Annotated in this window: 22 protein-coding genes and 1 pseudogene; 1 reads left to right on the top strand and 22 read right to left on the bottom strand. The window is 54.0% G+C overall.

Annotated elements, in window-relative coordinates; translation table 11 throughout:
• Positions 1–12: 12 nt before the first annotated feature.
• From nuoK to pdxR, 22 genes and pseudogenes are all read right to left on the bottom strand, one after another.
• Positions 13–324, bottom strand: coding sequence for an NADH-quinone oxidoreductase subunit NuoK (gene nuoK, locus HGBM_RS27190; RefSeq protein ID WP_035286802.1), 312 nt, complete (start codon positions 322–324; stop codon positions 13–15).
• A gap of 13 nt (positions 325–337) precedes the next feature.
• Positions 338–832 (bottom strand): annotated as a pseudogene (locus tag HGBM_RS27185) (NADH-quinone oxidoreductase subunit J); the annotation flags it as partial.
• A gap of 2 nt (positions 833–834) precedes the next feature.
• On the bottom strand, positions 835–1248 hold the full coding sequence (gene nuoI, locus HGBM_RS10630) for an NADH-quinone oxidoreductase subunit NuoI (protein ID WP_019121093.1): 414 nt from the start codon (positions 1246–1248) through the stop codon (positions 835–837).
• 49 nt (positions 1249–1297) lie between these two features.
• Positions 1298–2305 carry an NADH-quinone oxidoreductase subunit NuoH gene (nuoH, locus tag HGBM_RS10625; protein ID WP_019121092.1) on the bottom strand — a complete coding sequence of 336 codons (1008 nt, stop codon included), beginning with the start codon at positions 2303–2305 and terminating at the stop codon, positions 1298–1300.
• Positions 2305–3426: an NADH-quinone oxidoreductase subunit D gene (locus HGBM_RS10620; RefSeq protein WP_019121091.1), complete on the bottom strand. Its 1122-nt coding sequence runs from the start codon at positions 3424–3426 to the stop codon at positions 2305–2307. Before HGBM_RS10620 ends, nuoH begins: the two co-directional genes overlap by 1 nt.
• A gap of 3 nt (positions 3427–3429) precedes the next feature.
• Entirely contained in the window at positions 3430–4674 is a 1245-nt protein-coding gene (locus HGBM_RS10615) for an NADH-quinone oxidoreductase subunit C (RefSeq protein WP_019121090.1), read from the bottom strand.
• Positions 4671–5189, bottom strand: coding sequence for a NuoB/complex I 20 kDa subunit family protein (locus HGBM_RS10610; protein WP_019121089.1), 519 nt, complete (start codon positions 5187–5189; stop codon positions 4671–4673). Before HGBM_RS10610 ends, HGBM_RS10615 begins: the two co-directional genes overlap by 4 nt.
• Positions 5180–5551: an NADH-quinone oxidoreductase subunit A gene (locus HGBM_RS10605; RefSeq protein ID WP_019121088.1), complete on the bottom strand. Its 372-nt coding sequence runs from the start codon at positions 5549–5551 to the stop codon at positions 5180–5182. The genes HGBM_RS10610 and HGBM_RS10605 overlap by 10 nt, the downstream gene beginning before the upstream one ends.
• Positions 5552–5943: 392 nt before the next feature.
• Positions 5944–6684 carry a DUF6042 family protein gene (locus tag HGBM_RS10600; RefSeq protein ID WP_019121087.1) on the bottom strand — a complete coding sequence of 247 codons (741 nt, stop codon included), beginning with the start codon at positions 6682–6684 and terminating at the stop codon, positions 5944–5946.
• A gap of 122 nt (positions 6685–6806) precedes the next feature.
• Entirely contained in the window at positions 6807–7211 is a 405-nt protein-coding gene (locus HGBM_RS10595) for a F0F1 ATP synthase subunit epsilon (RefSeq protein WP_019121086.1), read from the bottom strand.
• A gap of 27 nt (positions 7212–7238) precedes the next feature.
• Positions 7239–8654 (bottom strand): F0F1 ATP synthase subunit beta, encoded by a 1416-nt coding sequence (atpD, locus tag HGBM_RS10590; protein ID WP_019121085.1) that lies wholly within the window; start codon positions 8652–8654, stop codon positions 7239–7241.
• A gap of 48 nt (positions 8655–8702) precedes the next feature.
• Positions 8703–9566 (bottom strand): ATP synthase F1 subunit gamma, encoded by an 864-nt coding sequence (gene atpG, locus HGBM_RS10585; protein WP_019121084.1) that lies wholly within the window; start codon positions 9564–9566, stop codon positions 8703–8705.
• 78 nt (positions 9567–9644) lie between these two features.
• The gene (gene atpA / locus HGBM_RS10580) at positions 9645–11156 is read right to left on the bottom strand and encodes a F0F1 ATP synthase subunit alpha (protein WP_019121083.1); all 1512 of its coding nucleotides are present in this window, start codon (positions 11154–11156) and stop codon (positions 9645–9647) included.
• Between the two features lie 37 nt (positions 11157–11193).
• Entirely contained in the window at positions 11194–11712 is a 519-nt protein-coding gene (locus HGBM_RS10575) for a F0F1 ATP synthase subunit delta (protein WP_019121082.1), read from the bottom strand.
• Positions 11709–12212 carry a F0F1 ATP synthase subunit B gene (gene atpF, locus HGBM_RS10570; RefSeq protein WP_019121081.1) on the bottom strand — a complete coding sequence of 168 codons (504 nt, stop codon included), beginning with the start codon at positions 12210–12212 and terminating at the stop codon, positions 11709–11711. The genes HGBM_RS10575 and atpF overlap by 4 nt, the downstream gene beginning before the upstream one ends.
• 97 nt (positions 12213–12309) lie before the next feature.
• Complete coding sequence (gene atpE / locus HGBM_RS10565) at positions 12310–12537, bottom strand: F0F1 ATP synthase subunit C (protein WP_019121080.1); 228 nt, start codon at positions 12535–12537, stop codon at positions 12310–12312.
• Positions 12538–12585: 48 nt separating this feature from the next.
• Entirely contained in the window at positions 12586–13389 is an 804-nt protein-coding gene (gene atpB, locus HGBM_RS10560; RefSeq protein WP_245552934.1) for a F0F1 ATP synthase subunit A, read from the bottom strand.
• Positions 13390–13439: 50 nt separating this feature from the next.
• The gene (locus HGBM_RS10555) at positions 13440–13808 is read right to left on the bottom strand and encodes an ATP synthase subunit I (RefSeq protein ID WP_019121078.1); all 369 of its coding nucleotides are present in this window, start codon (positions 13806–13808) and stop codon (positions 13440–13442) included.
• A gap of 11 nt (positions 13809–13819) precedes the next feature.
• Positions 13820–14029 (bottom strand): AtpZ/AtpI family protein, encoded by a 210-nt coding sequence (locus HGBM_RS10550; protein ID WP_019121077.1) that lies wholly within the window; start codon positions 14027–14029, stop codon positions 13820–13822.
• Between the two features lie 133 nt (positions 14030–14162).
• Positions 14163–15353, bottom strand: a complete 1191-nt coding sequence (locus HGBM_RS10545; RefSeq protein WP_019121076.1) for an acetyl-CoA C-acetyltransferase — start codon at positions 15351–15353, stop codon at positions 14163–14165.
• A 131-nt stretch (positions 15354–15484) separates the two neighbouring features.
• Positions 15485–18646, bottom strand: coding sequence for a phosphodiester glycosidase family protein (locus HGBM_RS10540; protein WP_019121075.1), 3162 nt, complete (start codon positions 18644–18646; stop codon positions 15485–15487).
• Between the two features lie 166 nt (positions 18647–18812).
• Positions 18813–20264: a MocR-like pyridoxine biosynthesis transcription factor PdxR gene (pdxR, locus tag HGBM_RS10535; protein WP_019121074.1), complete on the bottom strand. Its 1452-nt coding sequence runs from the start codon at positions 20262–20264 to the stop codon at positions 18813–18815.
• A 150-nt stretch (positions 20265–20414) separates the two neighbouring features.
• Here pdxR and HGBM_RS10530 point away from each other — a divergent pair, with 150 nt between their 5' ends.
• Positions 20415–21029, top strand: coding sequence for a LysE/ArgO family amino acid transporter (locus HGBM_RS10530; RefSeq protein ID WP_019121073.1), 615 nt, complete (start codon positions 20415–20417; stop codon positions 21027–21029).
• Positions 21030–21054: the final 25 nt, after the last annotated feature.

Raw genomic sequence — 21054 nt, 5'->3', positions numbered from 1 at the left:
TTTTTCCTTGATCTATTGTTTCATCGTATCCATTTCGTCGACTTGCACCGTATTCTTGTTGCGGTAGAGGGAGATGAGGATGGCGATGCCCACAGCTACCTCTGCGGCTGCTACGGTCATGTTAAACAGGCTGAATATCTGCCCGGTAATGCTGGCGTACAATCCGTACTTGGCGAATGCCACCAGGTTGATGTTGACCGCGTTCAGCATGAGTTCGATGGACAGCAGTACGATGATGGCGTTTCGCTTGGTCAACGCGCCGAACAACCCTACCGAGAACAGGATCAGCGCAACCAGCAAATAAGAAGAAATCGGCACACCCATTACTCTTCCCCCCCTCTTTCTTCGCCATGATAATCGCACCGACCAGCGATACCAACAAGAGGACTGACAGGAGTTCGAACGGAATGACGTACTTCGTAAAGACATCAAGCCCGATCTGTTTGACATTGCTCACGCCCGTATCCGTCTCAGCCGGTACATTCGGCCAGGGAGCGTTCTGAATGGCAAAGAACATCAGGATAAAGAAAACGGCGACGACGACAAAGCTGATCCAGCTTTTTTGCGCTCGGCTTTTCCCTTCATCGGTAGCGTCGTGTTTGGTCAGCATAATGCCGAACAGCATGAGAATCGAAATAGCCCCGGAATAAACCAGCACTTGGGAGATCGCCACGAATTCCGCCTCCAAGAGGACGAATAATCCGGCGATGCTCAAAAACGTAATGCCAATCGAAATAACCATATGAACGACCCGGGTAAAGCTGATCATAAAGACCGCTCCGCCGATCGTCAGGAGAGACAGGATAAAGAACGCAGCAAATGAGCCAGTCATCACTAGTTCTCCTCCCTGACGTTGGTATTGTTGTCATCGAGCCACTCCAGGTTCTTGAACAATTCATCCCTGCTGTACGCGGCCAGTTCGAAATTATTCGTCATGACGATCGCCTCCGTTGGACAAACCTCTGTGCACAGATCACAGAGGATGCAGATCTCGAAGTTGATGTCGTAGGTGTCAATCACTTTTCCTCGCTTCTCCGGATCGGGATGCGGTTTTCCCGTCAACTGGATGCATTCGGTCGGGCAGATGCGCGCACATTGGTTGCAGACGATGCACTTCTCTGGCGAAAAGTGCTGAATTCCCCGAAACCGCGAAGGCATCTGGATGGGCACGTCCGGGTACATATGCGTCACTTTCTTTTGGGAAAGCTGCTTCAGGGTGTACCCCAATCCCTTGGCGAATCCTAGCATGTGTTTCACCCCTGAATGTTAGACTTGTACCTTGGGCATGTGGCTCTCGCTAAAACATGCCATTTTGGTAGGAAATGACCGCCGCTGTCAGCAAGATGTTAAACAGGGCAAGCGGCAGCAGGCCTTTCCAGGCAAAGGACATCAACTGGTCCGCCCGCAGGCGAGGCATGGTAGCCCGCACCCAAAATTGGAAAAACACGTAGAGCAATAACTTTAAGATAAACCAGACGATCCCCGGAATAAAACTGAGCGATGGGTGTATCGGCAGCCATCCGCCAAGGAACAGAATGGTGATGAGCGTTCCCATTCCAAACATGTACACGTACTCTGCAAGCATAAACATGGCGAAGCGAAAACCGGAGTATTCCACGTGGTAGCCCGCTACCAGCTCGGACTCCGCTTCCGGCAGGTCAAACGGCGTTCGGTTCAGCTCCGCCTGGGCCGCAATCATAAACACGACAAAGCCGAGAAACTGCGGAACGATATTCCACACATCCTGTTGGGCCAATACGATCTCCCTCAGGTTGAGGCTGCCCGTCATGAGCACCACTCCGACCACCGACATGACCAGCGGCACTTCATAACTGATCATTTGCGCTGCGGACCGGAGCCCGCCGATCAGCGAGTACTTGTTGTTGGACGCCCACCCGGCCGTAATGACACCCAGGACAGTGATCCCGGATAAGGCAACGTAGTAGAGCAGCCCGATCCCGAGGTCGGCAAACTGGATCTTATCCGTAAACGGCATGACCGCCAAGACCCCGAAAGCCGGGGCGTACGCCAGTATCGGAGCCAGCGCAAACAGCGCTTTGTCGGCGTGTTTGGGACGGGTATCTTCTTTAATCAAAAGTTTGGCCACGTCAGCCACGGTCTGCAAAAGCCCCAGCGGCCCCACTCGATTGGGCCCGTAGCGAAGCTGCATCCAGCCGATGACCTTACGCTCGAAGTAGATGGCATATGTGACGAAGCCGAGCAAGACGACCAGCAGGAGTACGGCACTGATGGCAAACAGAGTCGTATTCCACAAGGAAGGGGCCTGATTCAGCCATTGCAGCATCAGCAATCAACCTCCCCGAGAACGATGTCTATGCTCCCCAAGATCACGACCATGTTGGATATGTTGACTCCCTTCAAAAGCTCGGGCAGGATTTGCAGGTTGACGAATGAAGGCCGGCGAAACTTCATGCGCCACGGTTTGTCTTTCCCTTGGCTGGCGATGTAGACGCCGATCTCCCCGCGGGGAGCTTCGATCCGCACATAAGTTTCGCCTGCGGGAGGACGAATCACCCGCGGTACTTTTCCGATGATCTCCCCATCGCTGGGGAACTGCTCCAAAGCCTGTTCCAAAATGCGCAGGGACTGTTCGATCTCGGCCATCCGCAGCTGATAACGTGCGAAGCAGTCCCCCTCTGTCGCGGTAGGCACGTCAAACTCAAAGCGGTCATAGATACTGTATGGCTCGTCTTTGCGCAGGTCCCACTTCACGCCGGTGCAGCGAAGCATGACACCGGAAAGCGAGTAATCGAGTGCCGTCCGCTGGTCGTAATGGCCGATGCCTTTAATCCTGTTCAGGAAGATCTCATTGCCTGTGACCAGTTTATGGTAGTCAGGAAGCTGCTTCTTCACGTGTTTGACCACGTCTTTTACCTTTTCGATCCATCCGGGGGGAGCGTCCCATTTTACCCCGCCGACACGCATATAGTTAAACGTCATGCGCGCACCGCACAGTTCGTTAAACAGCTCGAGGATCATTTCCCGGTCTCGAAACGCATATAAAAAGGGACTCATCGCGCCCATGTCCAAGAGAAACGTCCCCCACCAGACGAGGTGGCTGGCCACCCGATTCAGTTCCATCGCGATCACCCGCAGGTACTCGGCCCGCTCGGGAATTTCCAATCCCATCATCGTCTCCACGCCGTGGCAGATGATGTAGTTGTTGGTCATGGCCGACAGGTAGTCCATCCGGTCCGTATAGGGGATGATCTGCGTATACGTAAGGTTTTCCGCCAGTTTTTCCGTGCCGCGGTGCAGGTAGCCAATGACGGGATCCGCTTCCGTGATCGTCTCCCCGTCCAGTTTTACCACCAGCCGAAATACTCCGTGCGTGCTTGGATGCTGCGGCCCTACGTTTAGCAGCATCTCTTCCGTGCGAATATCTGTTGCAGGAGAGGTACTCATCCTCTACACCTCCTCGTCGTACTGCACGTAATCTTTTCGCAAAGGGTGCCCGACCCAGTCATCCGATAGCATGATCCGGCGCAAATCGCTGTGGCCGGGAAAATCGATCCCGAGCAGGTCATAGGTTTCCCGCTCGTTCCAGTTGGCCCCGGACCACAAGGGCATCACGGACGGCACACTCGGTTGTTCGCGATTTGTTTTTACTTTGACGGCGAGGCTCTGCCTATTTTTATAGGAATAGAAGTGATAGTAAACCTCCATGCGGTCATCGTAATCCACGCCGTGCAAATCTGACAAGTACTCGAAATGGAGCTGCTCCTCATCCCTTAGAAACTTGGCCACCTCAAACCAGCGATCGCTTTTTACGACCAGGGTGGGAACTTCTTTTGCCAGCTCATTAATATAAGAAGTTTCCAACACTTCCGCACCGAATTTGTCACTGATCAGCTTCACGTATTTGTCCAGATACGGCTGGTTTTTGGATGGCGGTTTTGGCGCTTCTTCCTCTGCTGCTCCGCCGCCAGCCGCCTTCGCCTTGGCTGCTGCTGCCGCTGCAGCCGCTGCTTTGGCCTTCGCCGCCGCGGCCGCCTTGGCCTTCGCATCCGCATCTGCCGACGAATCGCCGCCTTCTGCCGTTTCTCCGGTCTCTGCCGCCTCACGGGCCGCTTTCGCCTTGGCTGCTGCTGCCGCTGCTTTGGCCTTCGCCGCTGCGGCCGCCTTGGCCTTCGCATCCGCATCTGCCGACGGTGCGCCGCCTTCTGCCGTTTTCCCGGTCTCTGCCGCCTCACGGGCCGCCTTCGCCTTGGCTGCTGCTGCCGCTGCAGCCGCTGCTTTGGCCTTCGCCGCTGCGGCCGCCTTGGCCTTCGCATCCGCATCTGCCGACGGTGCGCCGCCTTCTGCCGTTTCCCCGGTCTCTGCCGCCTCACGGGCCGCTGCTTTCGCCTTGGCTGCTGCTGCCGCTGCAGCCGCTGCTTTGGCCTTCGCCGCCGCGGCCGCCTTGGCCTTCGCATCCGCATCTGCCGACGGTGCGCCGCCTTCTGCCGTCTTCCCGGTCTCTGCCGCCGTGACTTGCTCCACAGACGGCTGGGGAGCCTGATCATTCTGCCCGGCAACGGAAGGAGCGGCTGCCTCAGACGCACCCGCTTGATCTGCTTCTTTTATTTTTCTCAACGCTTCAGCTTTGGCTTTCGCTTCTGCTGCCGCCTTCGCTTTTTCTTCAGGAGTGGGCTTGCGTTTTTCTTCACTCATTGACTGGTCACCTTCTTCCCAGTCCTCGCTTCGTAGCGGATTTTTTCCTGCAGCTTGTTAATTCCGTAAATCAGTGCTGCCGGGTTCGGCGGGCACCCTGGAATGTAGACGTCAACGGGGACGACTTGGTCTACCCCTTTCACTACGCTGTATGATTTGACGTACGGCCCTCCGGCGGTGGCGCAGGAGCCCATCGCAACCACCCATTTGGGTTCCGCCATCTGGTCGTACAGGCGGCGAAGCAGCGGAGCCATTTTTTTGGTGACGGTGCCGGCGACAATCATCACGTCGGATTGGCGCGGCGAAGCGCGGAAGATAACCCCGAAACGATCGAGGTCGTAGTGAGGAGCCCCGCCGTTCATCATCTCAATCGCACAGCAGGCCAAACCAAAAGTAAGCGGCCACATCGAATTGCTGCGAACCCAGCCTTTCAATGTCTCCATCGTGGTCATCAGGACGTTTCGGTTCAGTTCTTCTTGCAGCGAAGGATCAATGCTCTCAAGGTTTAATTCCATTCCAGCACCTTCTTCCTCCAGGCGTAAATCAGCCCGATCACTAACAACACGATAAAGATCAACATTTCAATCAGCGCGAACAATCCCAGTTGGTTGTAAGCGACAGCCCATGGATAGAGAAACAGCGTCTCCACGTCAAAAATGACGAAGAGCAGGGCGAAGACGTAATACTTCACATTAAACTGCACCCAACTGTCTCCGACCGGAATGTTCCCGCTTTCATACGTTGTTTGCTTCTCTGATGTGGGATTGTTCGGGCGAAGCATAGGTCCGATGATGCTGACCGTTGCAACCGGAAGCAGTACGCCAAGCACCAAAAAGATGGTAACAATCAAGTAATTGTTTGCGTAGAGCGCACTCATCATGTCCCTCCGTTATACTGTAAATGATGGAACAAATACTCATTCTGATTTATCTATAAAATTCCTAGATAATTATAACAAATCGTTACAGCAGTGTAAAATGAAAGCCCTTACCTTCTCGAAATATTCTGCCCATTAATTGCGGTAATAGGCAAAAGCGTTGAAAATTTCCCTATAGTCCGCAAGAATTTTACGAACCTCGGCGCTTTCTTCGGCCGGTTTTCCGCAGGTTTCGCTATGGGTACCGAATTGTTTTATCTTCGGACAGCATTGCAAACTGGGGGCAAAAACTTTTTGAATATTTTATTATTTACCTTTCATCAGCAAAAAGACTGCCCCGCAAAGCGTTTTCTTTCGCTCCTTGGGACAGCCTCGGTTCTCGATTGCGCTTTTTACTGCAGAGCCTGCGGATTGGCCGTTCCGAGGAAATCCTCGTAGATGCGCTCCCAAACGACGGTAAATTCCATCTGTTCATCATCGGGAATGGCCAGGAAGTTCTCAATCGGCTCTTTCAGGTACGGGGTTAATTTGATCAGGACTTCGATCAGCATGGCATCATCGATCTGCAGCAGTTCTTTCAGATCGGCTTTGGAGTAGCTAAAGTCGTTTTCATCCTTTTCGTGCAGGAAGAGGACAAGCTTGCTGAAGATCGGATGAACGATCGCCTCCAGCTTGATGTGGTTCAAAGCCGCTTTCTCTTCGTCCGTCAAGGTGAAGTGTTCTTGTACATCCGGGAACGGTTCGATTGGAACGTCCCAGACATCCCCTTTGTCCAGCACGAGCCCCCATTGGGTCAGCAGTTCGATCGCCTCATCGCGAGTCTTGGGATAGGTAAAATTGGAGCGCTCAATAAATCTCTTATGGTTCTCCAATTTTTGGATATATCCCTGATACGACTCTTCCGATTTAAAAAGGTTCTTGTCGAGATCGGAAAAGGTCCCCCTCAATCCGTTGATCTGGGCTAAACCTTGCTTCATCGCCTCTTTGGAATCGTACTTGGTTACCACATAACACATCGCATGAAACAACAGCGTCAGCTCATGCGACAAGATATTCGCCCAGCCATTTTCCGTAAAGCCGTTAGGGATCGGTGTGATATCGTCGTTCTTACGGATATCTCGAATCGTTTGCATCTGTTTCACTCTCCTTGTCTCCGCCAAAAAACACATTAGCTATATTATACACATAACGTACGGCCATTTGCCAATCATACGTGAAAAACCCCCGTCGTCGCAAACGCGGGGGTTTACTCAACCTACTTATTATTTGCAACAAAAAGGCGTGTCATCGCTCGCTGCAAGGCCAATTCCGCACGGCGTTGATTCAAATCTGCTTGCTTTTCTTTCAAGCGTTGTTCGGCACGAGTCTTCGCCGCTTGCGCCCTGGCGACATCAATGTCTTCGGGCAGCTCGGCAGCTTCTGCCAAGATCGTCACTTTGTCGCCGCGAACCTCTAAAAAGCCGCCGCTTACGGCAATTAACGTCTCTTTGTCGCCTGTGGTTTTCACCCGAACAGGCGCAACCTTAAGCGGAGTTACAAGCGGTATGTGATTTGGCAGGATACCCAGTTCCCCTGCCACACCACGCGCAATTACCATTGTTGCTTCGCCGCTAAAGACAACCCGTTCGGGAGTTACGACTTCAACTGTCATCTTGCTCACTTCACGTCTCCCCTTTCCAGGGTTGTCTTACTCCATGCCCATGCTTTTCGCTTTTTCAACCGCTTCTTCAATGGTACCTACATACAGGAACGCAGCCTCCGGCAGATGGTCGTGCTTGCCTTCAAGGATTTCCTTAAAGCTGCGGACGGTTTCCTTCAGAGGCACGTATTGACCCGGGTTACCGGTAAACTGCTCGGCAACGTGGAAGGACTGGGACAGGAAGCGTTGAATGCGGCGTGCCCGTCCGACAACTTGTTTGTCCTCGTCGCTCAGCTCGTCCATACCGAGGATTGCGATGATGTCTTGCAGTTCTTTGTAACGCTGCAGGATTTTTTGCACGCCGCGAGCCACGTCGTAGTGCTCCTGACCAACTATCTCAGGGGTCAGCGCCCGAGAAGTGGATGCGAGCGGGTCTACCGCAGGGAAGATCCCCAACTCGGCGATGGAACGCTCCAGGTTGGTTGTCGCGTCCAAGTGAGCAAACGTAGTGGCAGGAGCCGGGTCAGTATAGTCGTCCGCCGGTACGTAGATCGCCTGAATGGACGTGACGGAACCTTTTTTCGTGGAGGTAATGCGCTCTTGCAGCTGACCCATTTCGGTAGCCAGCGTAGGCTGGTAACCTACCGCGGATGGCATACGGCCCAGGAGAGCGGATACCTCGGAACCCGCTTGGGTGAAGCGGAAGATGTTGTCGATGAACAGAAGAACGTCGCGGCCTTCTTCATCACGGAAATACTCCGCCATGGTCAGACCGGTCAAGGCTACGCGAAGACGCGCCCCAGGCGGTTCGTTCATCTGACCGAATACCATTGCGGTTTTCGGCAGAACGCCCGCATCTTTCATCTCATGGTACAGGTCGTTCCCTTCACGGGTACGCTCCCCTACACCAGCAAATACAGAAATACCACCGTGCTCTTGCGCGATGTTGTTGATCAGCTCTTGGATCGTAACGGTTTTACCTACACCCGCACCACCGAACAGTCCGATCTTACCGCCCTTGATGTACGGAGCCAGAAGGTCGATTACCTTGATCCCTGTTTCCAGGATTTCAACAGTCGTCGCCTGCTCAACGAACTCAGGTGCTTTCCGGTGAATCGGGTCGCGACGATCTACTTGACCGAGCTCTTTCAGGTCGATCGGCTCGCCCAAAACGTTGAATACGCGTCCGAGGGTTACTGCCCCTACCGGAACGGAAATAGGTGCACCGGTATCAACTGCTTCCATGCCGCGAACCAAACCGTCGGTGGAAGACATCGCTACGGTACGAACCAGGTTATCGCCCAGGTGAGTAGCAACCTCACAAGTCAGATCGATATCGCGCTCGCCGGCGCTTTGTGCTTTATGTTGAATCTTGATCGCATTGTAAATGGCAGGCAGGTGTCCGCGGTCGAACTCGATGTCAACAACCGGACCCATTACCTGAACCACGCGTCCATTCGCCATCTTACTTCTTCCCTCCTATAAAGCTAAATTGGGAGCTATTCGCTGCCATTACGCCTGTGCGTTTGCACCTGCAACGATCTCGGAAATTTCTTGTGTAATGGCCGCCTGACGGGCACGGTTGTAGCTCAATGTGTAACGGTTGATCATATCCGTCGCGTTGTCTGTCGCGTTGCCCATTGCTGTCATACGAGAACCTTCTTCGGAAGCCTTTGCTTCCAGAAGCGCGCTGTAAACCAGTGTCTCCGCATATTTCGGCAGCAGATCGGCCAGTACTTCTTCCGCGGACGGCTCATACTCGTAATTCATTGTCCGCGCTGTATTGCTCTCGAGAGCTTCCAGCGGCAGCAGCTGTTTTACGGTTGGTATTTGCGAAATTGCACTTTGGAACTTGTTGTAGCACAGATACAGCTCGTCAATCTGTTCATTCGCAAACATCTGGACTGCAGCACTGGCAATCTGCTTGATATCGGCAAATTCCGGGCTGGTTGGCAGACCGGTAACCTCTTTGACAATCGGGTAGTTCCGCTTATTGAAAAAGTCGCGGCCTTTACGACCGATGACGAAAATGCCGTATTCATCCTTCGACTTGTGCTTCTCGCCGATAGTGGTAATCACTTTTCGAAGCAGGTTGGCGTTGTATCCGCCGGCAAGTCCGCGGTCGGAAGTGATGACGATGTAACCAGTCTTTTTCACCGGGCGGGATTGGAGCATCGGATGCTTGGAACCGGATGTCCCGCTCGCAATGCTTGCGATCACTTCCTGGATCTTGTCGGCATATGGACGTGCTGCCTCAGCCTTCTCCTGGTTGCGGCGAAGCTTGGCAGCCGCCACCATTTTCATCGCTTTTGTGATTTGTCGCGTATTTTTGGTGCTTTTGATTCTGCGTCGAATCTCACGTATTCCTTTAGCCACTCGTTTTCACCACCTTGAGGATGCATGCCGGTTTGCTCCAGGCATGCATCTGATGTCTATCCGGTTACGGGTTAACGATTAGCGAGTCACCGAAAAGCCTTTTTTGAACTCTTCGATCGCTGCGTTCAATTCTTTCTCATCCGGGAGCTCATGCGTCGTACGGATATGCTCCAGCAGTTCCGGTTTGTTGGAATCCAGGAAAGACAAAAGCTCCTTCTCAAAGCGGCCTACGTCTGCTACTGGAATATCATCCAGGTAACCTCTTGTTGCCGTGTAGATAGAAGCAACTTGCTTCTCAACAGGCATTGGCTCAAACTGGCCTTGTTTCATGATTTCCATCAAGCGCTCACCACGGGTCAGGCGAGCCTGGGTCGCTTTGTCCAGGTCGGAACCGAACTGGGCAAATGCAGCCAACTCGCGGTATTGAGCCAGCTCAAGCTTGAGCGGACCCGCTACTTTTTTCATCGCCTTGATCTGCGCCGAGCCACCTACGCGGGATACGGAAAGACCGGTGTTGACCGCTGGACGCTGACCTGCGTTGAACAGGTCTGTCTCAAGGAAGATCTGACCGTCCGTGATGGAGATCACGTTGGTTGGAATGTATGCGGAAATGTCACCCGCTTGGGTTTCGATAAACGGCAGAGCCGTAATGGAACCGCCGCCCAGTTCATCTGACAGCTTCGCGGCGCGCTCCAGCAAACGGGAGTGCAGGTAGAATACGTCACCAGGATACGCTTCACGGCCTGGAGGACGACGGAGCAGCAGGGACATTTCGCGGTAAGCGGCAGCCTGTTTGGACAGGTCGTCGTATACGCACAGAACATGTTGTCCCTTGTACATGAAGTATTCACCCATCGACACGCCGGTATAAGGAGCCAGGTACAGCATCGGAGCCGGGTCGGAAGCCGTTGCGGATACGATGATGGTGTACTCCAAAGCGCCTGCCTTGCGCAGGGTTTCTACGATGTTGGCAACAGTGGATTGCTTTTGACCGATTGCCACGTAGATACAAATCATGTTTTGCCCTTTTTGGTTGATGATCGTATCGAGGGCTACTGCGGTTTTACCTGTTTGGCGGTCACCGATGATTAATTCGCGCTGGCCGCGGCCGATCGGAACCATCGAGTCGATCGCTTTAATCCCGGTTTGCAGCGGCTCGTGAACCGACTTCCTCGCCATTACGCCAGGAGCGTTGTTTTCTACAGGGCGGAATTCCGTCGTGTTGATCGGGCCAAGACCGTCGATCGGTTGACCGAGCGAGTTTACGACGCGCCCGAGGAGCGCTTCCCCGACGGGAACCTCCATGATCCGACCGGTCCGTTTTACGGTGTCTCCTTCTTTAATGCCGCGGAAAGGTCCAAGGATTACGACACCCACGTTATCTTCTTCTAAGTTGAGTACCATCCCCATGACGCCGTTTTGGAACTCGAGGAGCTCCCCCGCCATGGCTTTTTCCAAACCGTGAATACGAGCGATACCGTCACCGACGGAGATAACCGTGCCTACGTCGACGACTTCAATTTCCGCTTTATAATTCGCAATCCGCTCTTTAATGAGCGAGCTGATTTCTTCTGGTCTGATCGAACTCACTTATGATTCACCCCATTCATCCAAGCATCGTTATAAATTAATGTGCGAAGTGTTCCAGCTTGCTTCTGATACTGCCATCGTAGAGGCGGTCGCCGATCTTGATGACAATCCCGCCTAAAATGGCCGGGTCGACAACAGTCTCAAAGCGGAGTCGCTTGTTCAGCAGTTTCCCAAACCGCTCCGCAATTTCCGCCTGTTCTTCGCTGCTGAGCGGCTTTGCGCTGGTCAACAGGGCGTCGGCGATGCCGCGCTCTTCATTGGCCAACTTGACATAGGCATTTGCGATGTTTTCCAAATCCGACTCACGGCCGTTGTCGATCAACACAGCCAGGAAGTTGGATGTTACTTCCGCCACATGCGCTTCAAACAGTTGACTTATCAACTCTTTTTTTGCTCCAACGGAAATATGTGGGTGCATCAAAATCTTGGTGAGATCTTCGTTTTGACGAACGGCATCCACAATGCTTTTCAGTTCCGTTTCAACCTGGTCGATCAGCCCCCGCTCCTTCGCCACTTCAAACAGGGCGCGAGCATAACGCTTGGCTACAGCGCTCATAGGCGATCTCCCACTTGCTTGAGGAATTGGTCAATACTGGACTTCTGCGTAGCCTCATCCAGTTCTTTTTCGATAATCTTCGAAGCCAAGAGTACAGACAGCCCTGTCACTTGCTCGCGCAGTTCGGCTTTGGCCTTTTCCACTTCGCGGGCCAGATCGGCCTGTGCCTCCGCTTTCAAACGTTCTGCAGTCGCCCTCGCTTCTTCCACGATACGGGCTGCCTCATCGCCCGCTTGCTTGGTTACGCGATCCAGGATCGCTTTTGCTTCATTGCGCGCTTCATCCAACAAGCGGCGCTGTTCGCTAAGGAGCGTTTCCGCCTCCTGGCGGCTGCGCTCCGCGGCGGAGATTTCATTTTCAACATGTTGACGGCGCTTTTCCAGCATTGCCGAGATTGGTCCAGTGGCAAACTTGCTGACAGCGATCAAAAGGATGATGAAGACTATCACCTGGAACAGCAGTGAACCCAATTCAAGGGTTACCTGTCCAAAATCGAGCATCTCGTTCACTCCTTCCTGACCTGCAGGAGAATCTTACACTGTACAAAAGAGAGGCGAAGGTCATGCCCCCGCCTTTTATTGCTTTTTAACCGTTGGCTTACAGACGGCCGAACAGGATGAAACCGATCGCTACTGCGATGATCGGCACAGCCTCGACGAGACCGAGACCCAGGAACATGAGACCCATCAAGTTGCCGCGCGCTTCCGGTTGACGAGCAACGCCTTCAATTGTACGAGAGATAACGAGACCGTTACCGATAGCCGCACCCAATGCAGCCAGACCAAATACTACACCAATCGCAAGAGCAATACCCAATACATCCATGTTAGAAATACCTCCTTAGTATCTTTGAAAAGAGAAGTTTATAAAAGATTAGTGACCGTCGTTAGCTTGCTGCGAGATGTACACCATCGACAGCGCCAGGAAGATGAACGCCTGGATCGAACCGACGAACACGGAATACCCTTCCCACAGGAACAACGGTATCGATGCGAATACACCGCCGGCGAGCAGGAAGCCAATCAAAACCTCGCCCGCAAAAATGTTACCGAAAAGACGCAGCGGCAAGGTCAGCGGCTTGATAATGAATTCCTCCAAAATATGGATCGGGTTGAGGAACACGTGCTTGAACCAGCCGCTGAAGCTTTTTCTGATGCCGATGTAGTGGGAATACAGCAGCACACACAAAGCCAAAGCAAAGGTAACGCTCGGCGTCGCAGTCGGCGACTTCCACCAAGCGATCTCCACACCTTCACCGGCAGCCAACTTTTCCTCAATCACGGCACGTTTCGCTTCTTCAGCCTCCGGGGTACCGGATACCGACAGCATATCCAGCACTCTTTCGCTGACCTGACCCGTGTGATGGGTGGTTATATTGAATGCAACACCCAACTGATTGGAGATGAAGATGTAGATGAACAAGGTCAATCCGAGTGTGACGAACTTCGTGGCCGTCTTTGCATCCATAAAATTACCGGCGATGCCTCTGACAAAGTCAAACACCCACTCAATCACATTTTGCCGCCCGGAAGGAACCCCTGCATGCATTCGGCGTGTCATGAAAAATAGAAACAAAAAGACAATCACCGCAGTTATTACAGTCATGATCATGGTCGGAATGTCAAACACCATACCCAACCATCTGAAGCGCAAAGTATAATGCTCCAATTTTTTCACCCCTTTCACCGGCAGATAGCTTGCAAGAAAAAAGCAGACAGTATGACAATCTATTTTAAGGAGCGGTATACGAAAAGAAGGCTGAGCAGTTGAATGAGGAATAATCCTATAAGTACACCTGATAAAACGAACAAATGGGGAAAGCGAACTGTAAGAAAGACGAGAAATCCGACGACCAAAAGCCGCTGCAGCATCCCGGTTCCCTTCGGCCGAACAGCCGGGTCTATCGCCGCCTGGCCAATGCGCCAGGTTTTGCTGAAGAGAACGGCACCATTCAGAAGACTTCCGCCCATGCCCAAAAACAGGCTTTGCAGGAACAACTTGTACTCAGGCAACAGCACCCAGAGTATCGCAACGGCTGACATGCAGGTAAAAGCATAGCGAAAAGTCCTGCGCATCGCCAAAGTAAACGTTTGCATGGTCCATCTCCCTAAAAATAAGCGCGAATGAGCCGGTAGACGCTGTACAAGCCGACGCCCAGTCCAACCAGCAAACCAGCCAGCAGGAGCCAAGGCTTGGTCCCAAACAGGCCATCCATATATTTTCCAATCCAAACACCGGCTATAACACAGACGGCCATATCCACGCCAATAACGCTGACGAGACCGATCGCTTGCCACGGTTTGTCAATTTTTGCCAAACTCTCGTTCTCCCTTCTCTACAAAAGGAGAGGGCATGTAAGCATAGCCCCTTTGCCCTCATCCATATTAACGAACATTTATTAGATTTGTCAACGTGGAAATCCAGTAGACACAAAGCGTTCACATTTGTTTTCAGAGTTTTTCAATTACAGTTGCGACACCTTGTCCGCCGCCGATGCAGAGCGTGGCCAGACCGTATTTTGCCTGGTCCCGCTTGTGCAGCTCATGGACCAGAGACACGAGGATTCGGGCTCCGCTCGCGCCGATCGGATGACCCAGGGCGATCGCTCCTCCGTTCACATTCAACTTGTCGCGATCAAACCCCAGATCCTTGCCTACAGCGAGGGACTGGGCAGCGAACGCTTCATTCGCCTCAACCAGATCGATCTCCTCCAATGCGAGTCCCGCTTTTTCCAGAGCTCGTCTCGTCGCCGGCACGGGCCCGATCCCCATGATGCTCGGATCGACACCTGCGCTCGCATTGGCCAGGATGCGGGCCAGCGGCTTGATCCCCAGTTCCTCCGCCTTCTCCCGGGACATGATCAAGAGCGCGGCAGCCCCGTCGTTGATGCCGGACGCGTTGCCCGCTGTCACCAAGCCATCCTTTTTAAAAGACGGGCGCAGCTTTGCCAAAGATTCGACAGTCACCCCGGCGCGCGGGAATTCGTCCTGCTCAAAGCGGATCGGGTCGCCTTTCCGCTGCGGAATCGTCACTGGGACGATCTCGTCTTTAAACCTTCCCTCGGCGATCGCCCGCATCGCCTTTTCCTGACTCCAGGCGGCAAATTCGTCAAGCTCCTTGCGGCTCAAGCTGTACTGTTCGCACAGGTTCTCGGCGGTGATGCCCATGTGGTAGTCATTGAAGGCACACCAGAGCCCGTCGCGGATCATCGAATCGACCGCCTTCTGATCGCCCATCCTGTAGCCGCTGCGTGCTCCCTCAAGCAAATACGGCGCCTGGCTCATGTTTTCCATCCCGCCGGCAAGAACGATGTCCGCTTCCTCGGCAATGATCGATTGCGCTGCCAAATGAACCGCCTTCAGGCCCGAACCGCATACCTTATTGATGGTCATGGACGGTACGGTTTGCGGCAGTTCGGCAAAAATAGCCGCCTGGCGGGCCGGATTTTGCCCCAATCCCGCTTGCAGGACATTGCCCATAATCACCTCGTCCACCTGGTCTTTGGCGACGCCGGCCTTGGCCAAGGCTCCTTCCAGGACGACTGCTCCCAGCCTGGTTGCACTAACTGTCGACAGCGACCCCTGGAAACTGCCGATGGCGGTTCGGACGGCACTTGCGATAACAACTTCCTTTTTACCCATTGTTACCACTCCTCGCAAAAATATAATGGAATCTTCTTTACCATCAATTCTTCCTTACACCCTTTTATCCTTCCGAACAAGAGACAAAAGACCGCCCCCCTTGCCCGGGGAGCGGTCTTCCCAGCGTTTATTTATTTCATGCCTAACATCCGGTACAATGCCACGACGTATTCCGCTCGGGTAGTCGGCTGATTTGGCGCAAAGTTGTTGCCGATCGGATCCATTAAACCGAGTCCAACGACATTGTTGATGGATGAAGCGGCCCAACTCGGCCACGATTTTTGGTCGGCCAGCGTCGTTTCCGGCTTTTTCTGTTTTTTCATCAGACGATCCAGGATGACGGCCGCCTCCGCGCGAGTCACGGGCTGGTTCGCACGGAACGTCTTGTCGTCATACCCTTTGACGATGCCGTTCGCTACAGCGACCTGGACAGCCCCCTGGGCCCAATCCGGCACCGCATCCTTAAACGACAGCTTCGGCTTGGCTGGCAGCTTCCAGTTGTACACCCTGGACAGCAAGGTTACGAATTCCGCCCGGGTCAGCGACACTTCCGGACCAAATACGTCCGGAGCAAGACCTTTGATGTAGCCTTTTGCTGCCATCTTCGTAATTTCTTCCTGTGCCGGGTGATTCATGATGTCCATGAACGGCACGCTGCTTGGAATTTCCAGGTAGTACGGGATGTACGTACCGTAGGAGTTTACCTGGTAGACCCAGTTGCCGTTCGGGTCCATCTGCCCGACGAGCGGATCAAAGGTTTGGTTGGCTTCATTTACGTACAGCAAGCCGACGCCTTTGCGCTTGGTCCATTTCTTCGGCTTTAAGGTAATCGTCGCCGGAGAAGTGCTGAATTGGTCCGTCTTCCCTGGTTTCAGATCGATCGGGGAGATGGTGAACCCGTTTGCTGCCGCCACGTACCCCGGGAGCTTTGTCCCCGCCGTCGATTTTACGTCAATTCGGGCCTTGCTTAGATAATCGGCTGAACGCGCAAACGAGTAGCTGAGATCCAGCTCATCCCCTAATGAAAGCTTGCCCGGTTTGGCTGGATCGACGTCCGCCCCCGGCAGTTGCTTGCCTGCCTGGAACGGCAGCAGAACAGAAGCCTCATCGAAGTAGAGCGTTCCCTGCAGCGGGCGGGACTCTGACTCTTCCGGTTTGTCGACGACGTAGATGCTGCGGAGCTGCACCGGATAGCTAACATTGGCCGGGAAGTAGCCTTTTACCTGTTTCCAGCCTGTCCAATCGATCTTCTCTGCCAAATCGACCAGATGCTGCTTGCCCTTGGCGTCAATAATCTCTGCCCGCAGCCAGTGGTTGCTGTTGTCGCCATAGACCCAAAGTCCCATGCCGATCGGTTGCCCCGGCATCAGGACAGCATTGGAACCCATGCGGCCGTATGCGATCCGGACATCGTCTTCCGACGCCCCGGCGAAGTTGTAGGTCAGCTTGGCCGCTTTTTTCGAACGGTAGACAGGATCGCTGACCAGGCTAAACGATCCGGCGTTATTCAACCCTTCCGGATATCCCACGTGATACAGACCGGTCAGATTGTCAAAGTTCAGCCACGGCTGCTCCTGTTCACCGATGTTGACCGGGACGGTAGTCGAGACGCCGTCATAGGAGACTGTCACGCTGCCTTGGCCAACTCCGTCATTCGCTCTAAGCTGCAGCTTGTCATTCACATTGAGCAGCGACGAATTGGCGGTCACCTTGACGCTCAGCGGAGTCGCCTGCACTGTCACCCCTTGCTTTGTTTTGACTTTGACATCGAGTGTCACCGTCTGTCCGGGGGCTATGTTGATCATCGCCGGCGAGACGATGACCTGGGCTATGTCCTGGCCGCCGAGCACACGGACGTCACGGGTTTTTGTAATGCCTGCCGCCGTCGCTTCGATCGTGATCGTACCCGGCTTCAGAGCCGTCAGCCGATGGCCTTCAAATGTTCCAGCCTCGCTCTGTCTGACCGACCAAGTAATCTCGGAAGGATCGATCTTATACGGCAGGTAATGGTTGTCGTACGCCTTTGTCGTAAAGTCGGCCGTTTGTCCCATTAGCACGTCGGTCGGGCCGTCGATTTGGAAATTGGAAAGGGTTCCTTGGGGTGCCGTATTGTAAACGGCAAGTCCGGTCGGTACCCGGCGCTCCGCTCCGCCCTTCGGCTGGTTGATCAGTTTGGCCTGGGTATCGCCAAGCATCCGGGCAGCGATCGTGGTGGAACCGCCGCCATCGAAGTTGACCGCCCGATACGCGCCCAAATCCACCATGACTTGCGACAGTTCCTGCAAGGTTAGTCCACGGCTGTTGGCTGTATCGTCATTTGCCACTATGTAGAGCATCTTGCCATCCTGCGAGACACCAACTGCGGTGTGGGCGTTTTTCCCCGTAATCGCGGCTTCTGCCCGAAACGACGTGAGCGGTTTCCCCTGGTCGACCAACAGGACGCCGCCGCCTACCGCATTCACCCAGTTCTTGTTGTTCGGCGTGGTCTGGTAGTCGATGCTGACGCTAGAGCCGACGGGCACATTCTGTTTTAAAAAGTCGGCTGCAGCCCCTTGCCCCCACAAGACAAAACCGTTTGCCGGGATCGCGGCAGCCGGCTGGTCTGTGCGAACTTCGGTGGCAACGCCGTTCACGAACACGACTTCCACGACATTTTTATAGCCGCTGATCGGTCCCAGGCTTGTCTTGCCGAACTTGGGTGTATAGAGATTGAGCTGGCCCAGGTGGCTTTTTCCTTCACTGGGATTGTACTCTTCCTTGTTGACCCCGCGAAGCGAAAAAGACGTTCCGTTCTCGGCGGTCACCTTGCCCGTAAAACCGAGATGTTCTATGTAGGCCAATTTATCGTCGGTAATGCCCAGGCTGTACCAGTAGGATATGTGCCCCATCGAGGACACGACATCGGAATCCTTCACCACGACGCCGAAGGGAGCTCCGCGTTTCTGCATATTAAAGAAGTCTGCGTTAATCGCCGCAATCGCCCCGCTCTCGTTGGCCATTTTCGTGACGGTTTGCTTCTCCGTCAACAGGCCGTTCGTGCCGTACACCGGTTTGACTTCAACGTAATCGTTGTTCAAATCCACTTGTGTCACGTAAATGATCGACTGCTGATTTCCGTAAGCTTTCGAATATTTGTACAGTGTCACTCCTTCGCCAATGGGCGTCTGCCAGATAACCGACATGGAACTTGGCACTGCTGCTTCTGCTGCCCTGGACGCGAACGGAACATATGTTCCCCACAACAACGACGAAGCAACAAGGAGCGACAGCAGCCTGCGCTGCCTCTTCCTCATGGTAGTATAACTCCTCTCCTCTTGTGATTTTCTCTGATGTCGTTCACTATCTTTAGACGCTTTGATAGGTTTTTAGTTTCGTAGCTTTATAGAATTTTATTTGGGTAGTAAAGTTTTTTGAAAAGATGTATATAAAAAGAGGCACAGTCAATGTGCCTCAAACCCGTTATTCCGCTAACGTCCTCGCAATCTCTGCCAGCCTGGCAAGTCCGCTTTGCAATTCGTCGGGCGATGCATATGAGTAGGAGAGGCGCAAATACTGCGCAGCCCCCTGATCGTACACGCTTCCCGGATTAATCAGAATACCGGCTTCCAGCGCCCGCTCAAACAGCTTGCGAATGGGCATCCCCACTGTAAAGCGGAGCCAGATGTAGAAGCCTCCCGCAGGCATGCTCCATTCGGCCATATCGGAATAGTGGGCATCCAGCGCCTGTATTGCCGCTTCACGCCGCTTTTTCAGCTGCTCCCGGACCCAGGCGATGTGTTCCTGATACCTGCCGCTTGCCAGCCACTCGGCCGCTGCCCATTGGGACAGGGAGCTGGATCCGTAATCCGTCTGCATTTTGATGTCAGCCAACCGCTCGATCACCGGCTCGGGCCCGATCAGCCAGCCGATCCTAAGACCGGGACTCAGCGACTTGGACATGCTCCCGAGATACAAGACCAGGCCGCTTTTGTCCGCTGCTTTGAGGGGAGGCGGCGCAGGAGTGTCAAGCCACAACTCCCGGTAGACGTCGTCTTCGACAATCGGCAGCCGCTCTGCCTCGCACACCTTCAACAATTCCTGGCGACGCTGTGCTGTCATCAGAATTCCGGTTGGATTGTGAAACGAAGGAATCGTGTACAACATCGCCGCCTGGTGCTGCCTTAGGTACGCCTGCAGATGCGAGGTGATCAGCCCCTGTCCGTCCATCGGCATGCCGTGAAGCCTCATCCCGGCAGATTGAAACAAATGCAGGGAAGACAGATAAGATGGTTTTTCCAGCAAAATCGATGAGCCTCGGTGAAGGATGCCAAGCGAAATCAGTTGAAGCGCTTGAAGGGCGCCGGAGACCACCAATACGGCCGAGGGGGAGGCCTCTATCCCCAACGATTTGGCATAACGGCTGATCTGTTCCCGCAGTGCCGGCAATCCCTTGGGCTGTTCATACCCGAGCGATTCGATTTTGCCCGATACCCGGCCAAGCATCTCTCTCATCCACTCTTTCGGCTGCAGCTCCGGTCCCAGTTCACCGGTGCCCAGCCGGATGACGCCGGGATGAAATTCCGCCTTGTTAATTTCCTGAATGGTCGGCAAATTGGGCTTGTGAATGCCTGCATTGACATAAGCGTTCCAGTCTGGGGGCGGGACCGCAGTCAGCGTCGTCCAGCTGCTGTTGGCAACGACCGTGCCGCTTCCGCTGCGCCCCTCAAGGAAACCCTCCGCTGTCAATTCCTCCAATGCAGTGACGACAGTGCTGCGATTGACCTCGAACGCTCTGGCCAGTGTGCGTTGAGGCGGGATCTTGCTGTTTACCGGCCACTCCCCGCTCGCGATCTTCTCTTTTACGTATGCAGCAATCTGCCGATACAGCGGTACAGGCGAGGCCTTGTCCGGTTTCCAGTCCAATTGAGCCATTGCCCTGTCTTCACCTCCGGCAAGCTTTCCTCTATCTTAGCAATTGGTTGGGTATTATACCATCCATTTGGTTGGAGACTTGCAGCCTGTTTCCGTTTACGATAGCTCATATGCAACAGCAAAGCTGCACTATGGGAAGGAGAAATATGGATGGCGCAAGCTTTTATTCATGGCCTTATCCTCGCTTTTGGACTGATCATCCCGCTGGGCGTCCAAAATGTGTTCGTCTTTAACCAGGGCGCTACCCAGCCGACGCTGCTGCGAGCCCTGCCGGCGGTGATAACGGCATCCCTGTGCGACACCATCCTGATATTGCTTGCCGTGTTGGGCGTATCGGTCGTCGTGCTGCAAGTCTCCTGGCTGGCCTATATTCTCTATGGCGCCGGCTTCCTCTTCCTGCTCTACATGGGCTGGGTGACGTGGAAGAGCGCTGCGGCAAACCCCGCCACCGGGGAGATCGTCAGGCTTCCGGCCAAAAAACAGATCGCCTTTACCGCATCAGTCTCCCTGCTGAATCCCCATGCCATTCTTGATACGATCGGCGTGATCGGCACCAGTTCGCTCGGATACAGCGGAATGGCCAAATGGGGATTTACAGCCGCCTGCATTCTCGTCTCGTACTGTTGGTTTCTCGGCTTGTCGATTGTCGGCAGGCGGATCGGTTCCATCGACCGCTCCGGCAAGTGGCTGGCCTTGATCAACCGCATATCGGCGGTGATTATCTGGGGCGTCGCCCTGTACATGGGTGGGAAGTGGTTGTTTTAACAGGAAAGCGACAGCCTCCATGGCG

The sequence above is a fragment of the Brevibacillus massiliensis genome (genome assembly GCF_000311785.1).
GTDB classification, from domain to species: domain Bacteria; phylum Bacillota; class Bacilli; order Brevibacillales; family Brevibacillaceae; genus Brevibacillus_C; species Brevibacillus_C massiliensis.
The sequence above is the reverse complement of the archived record's forward strand: the minus strand, read 5'-3'. Positions and strand labels throughout refer to the sequence as shown.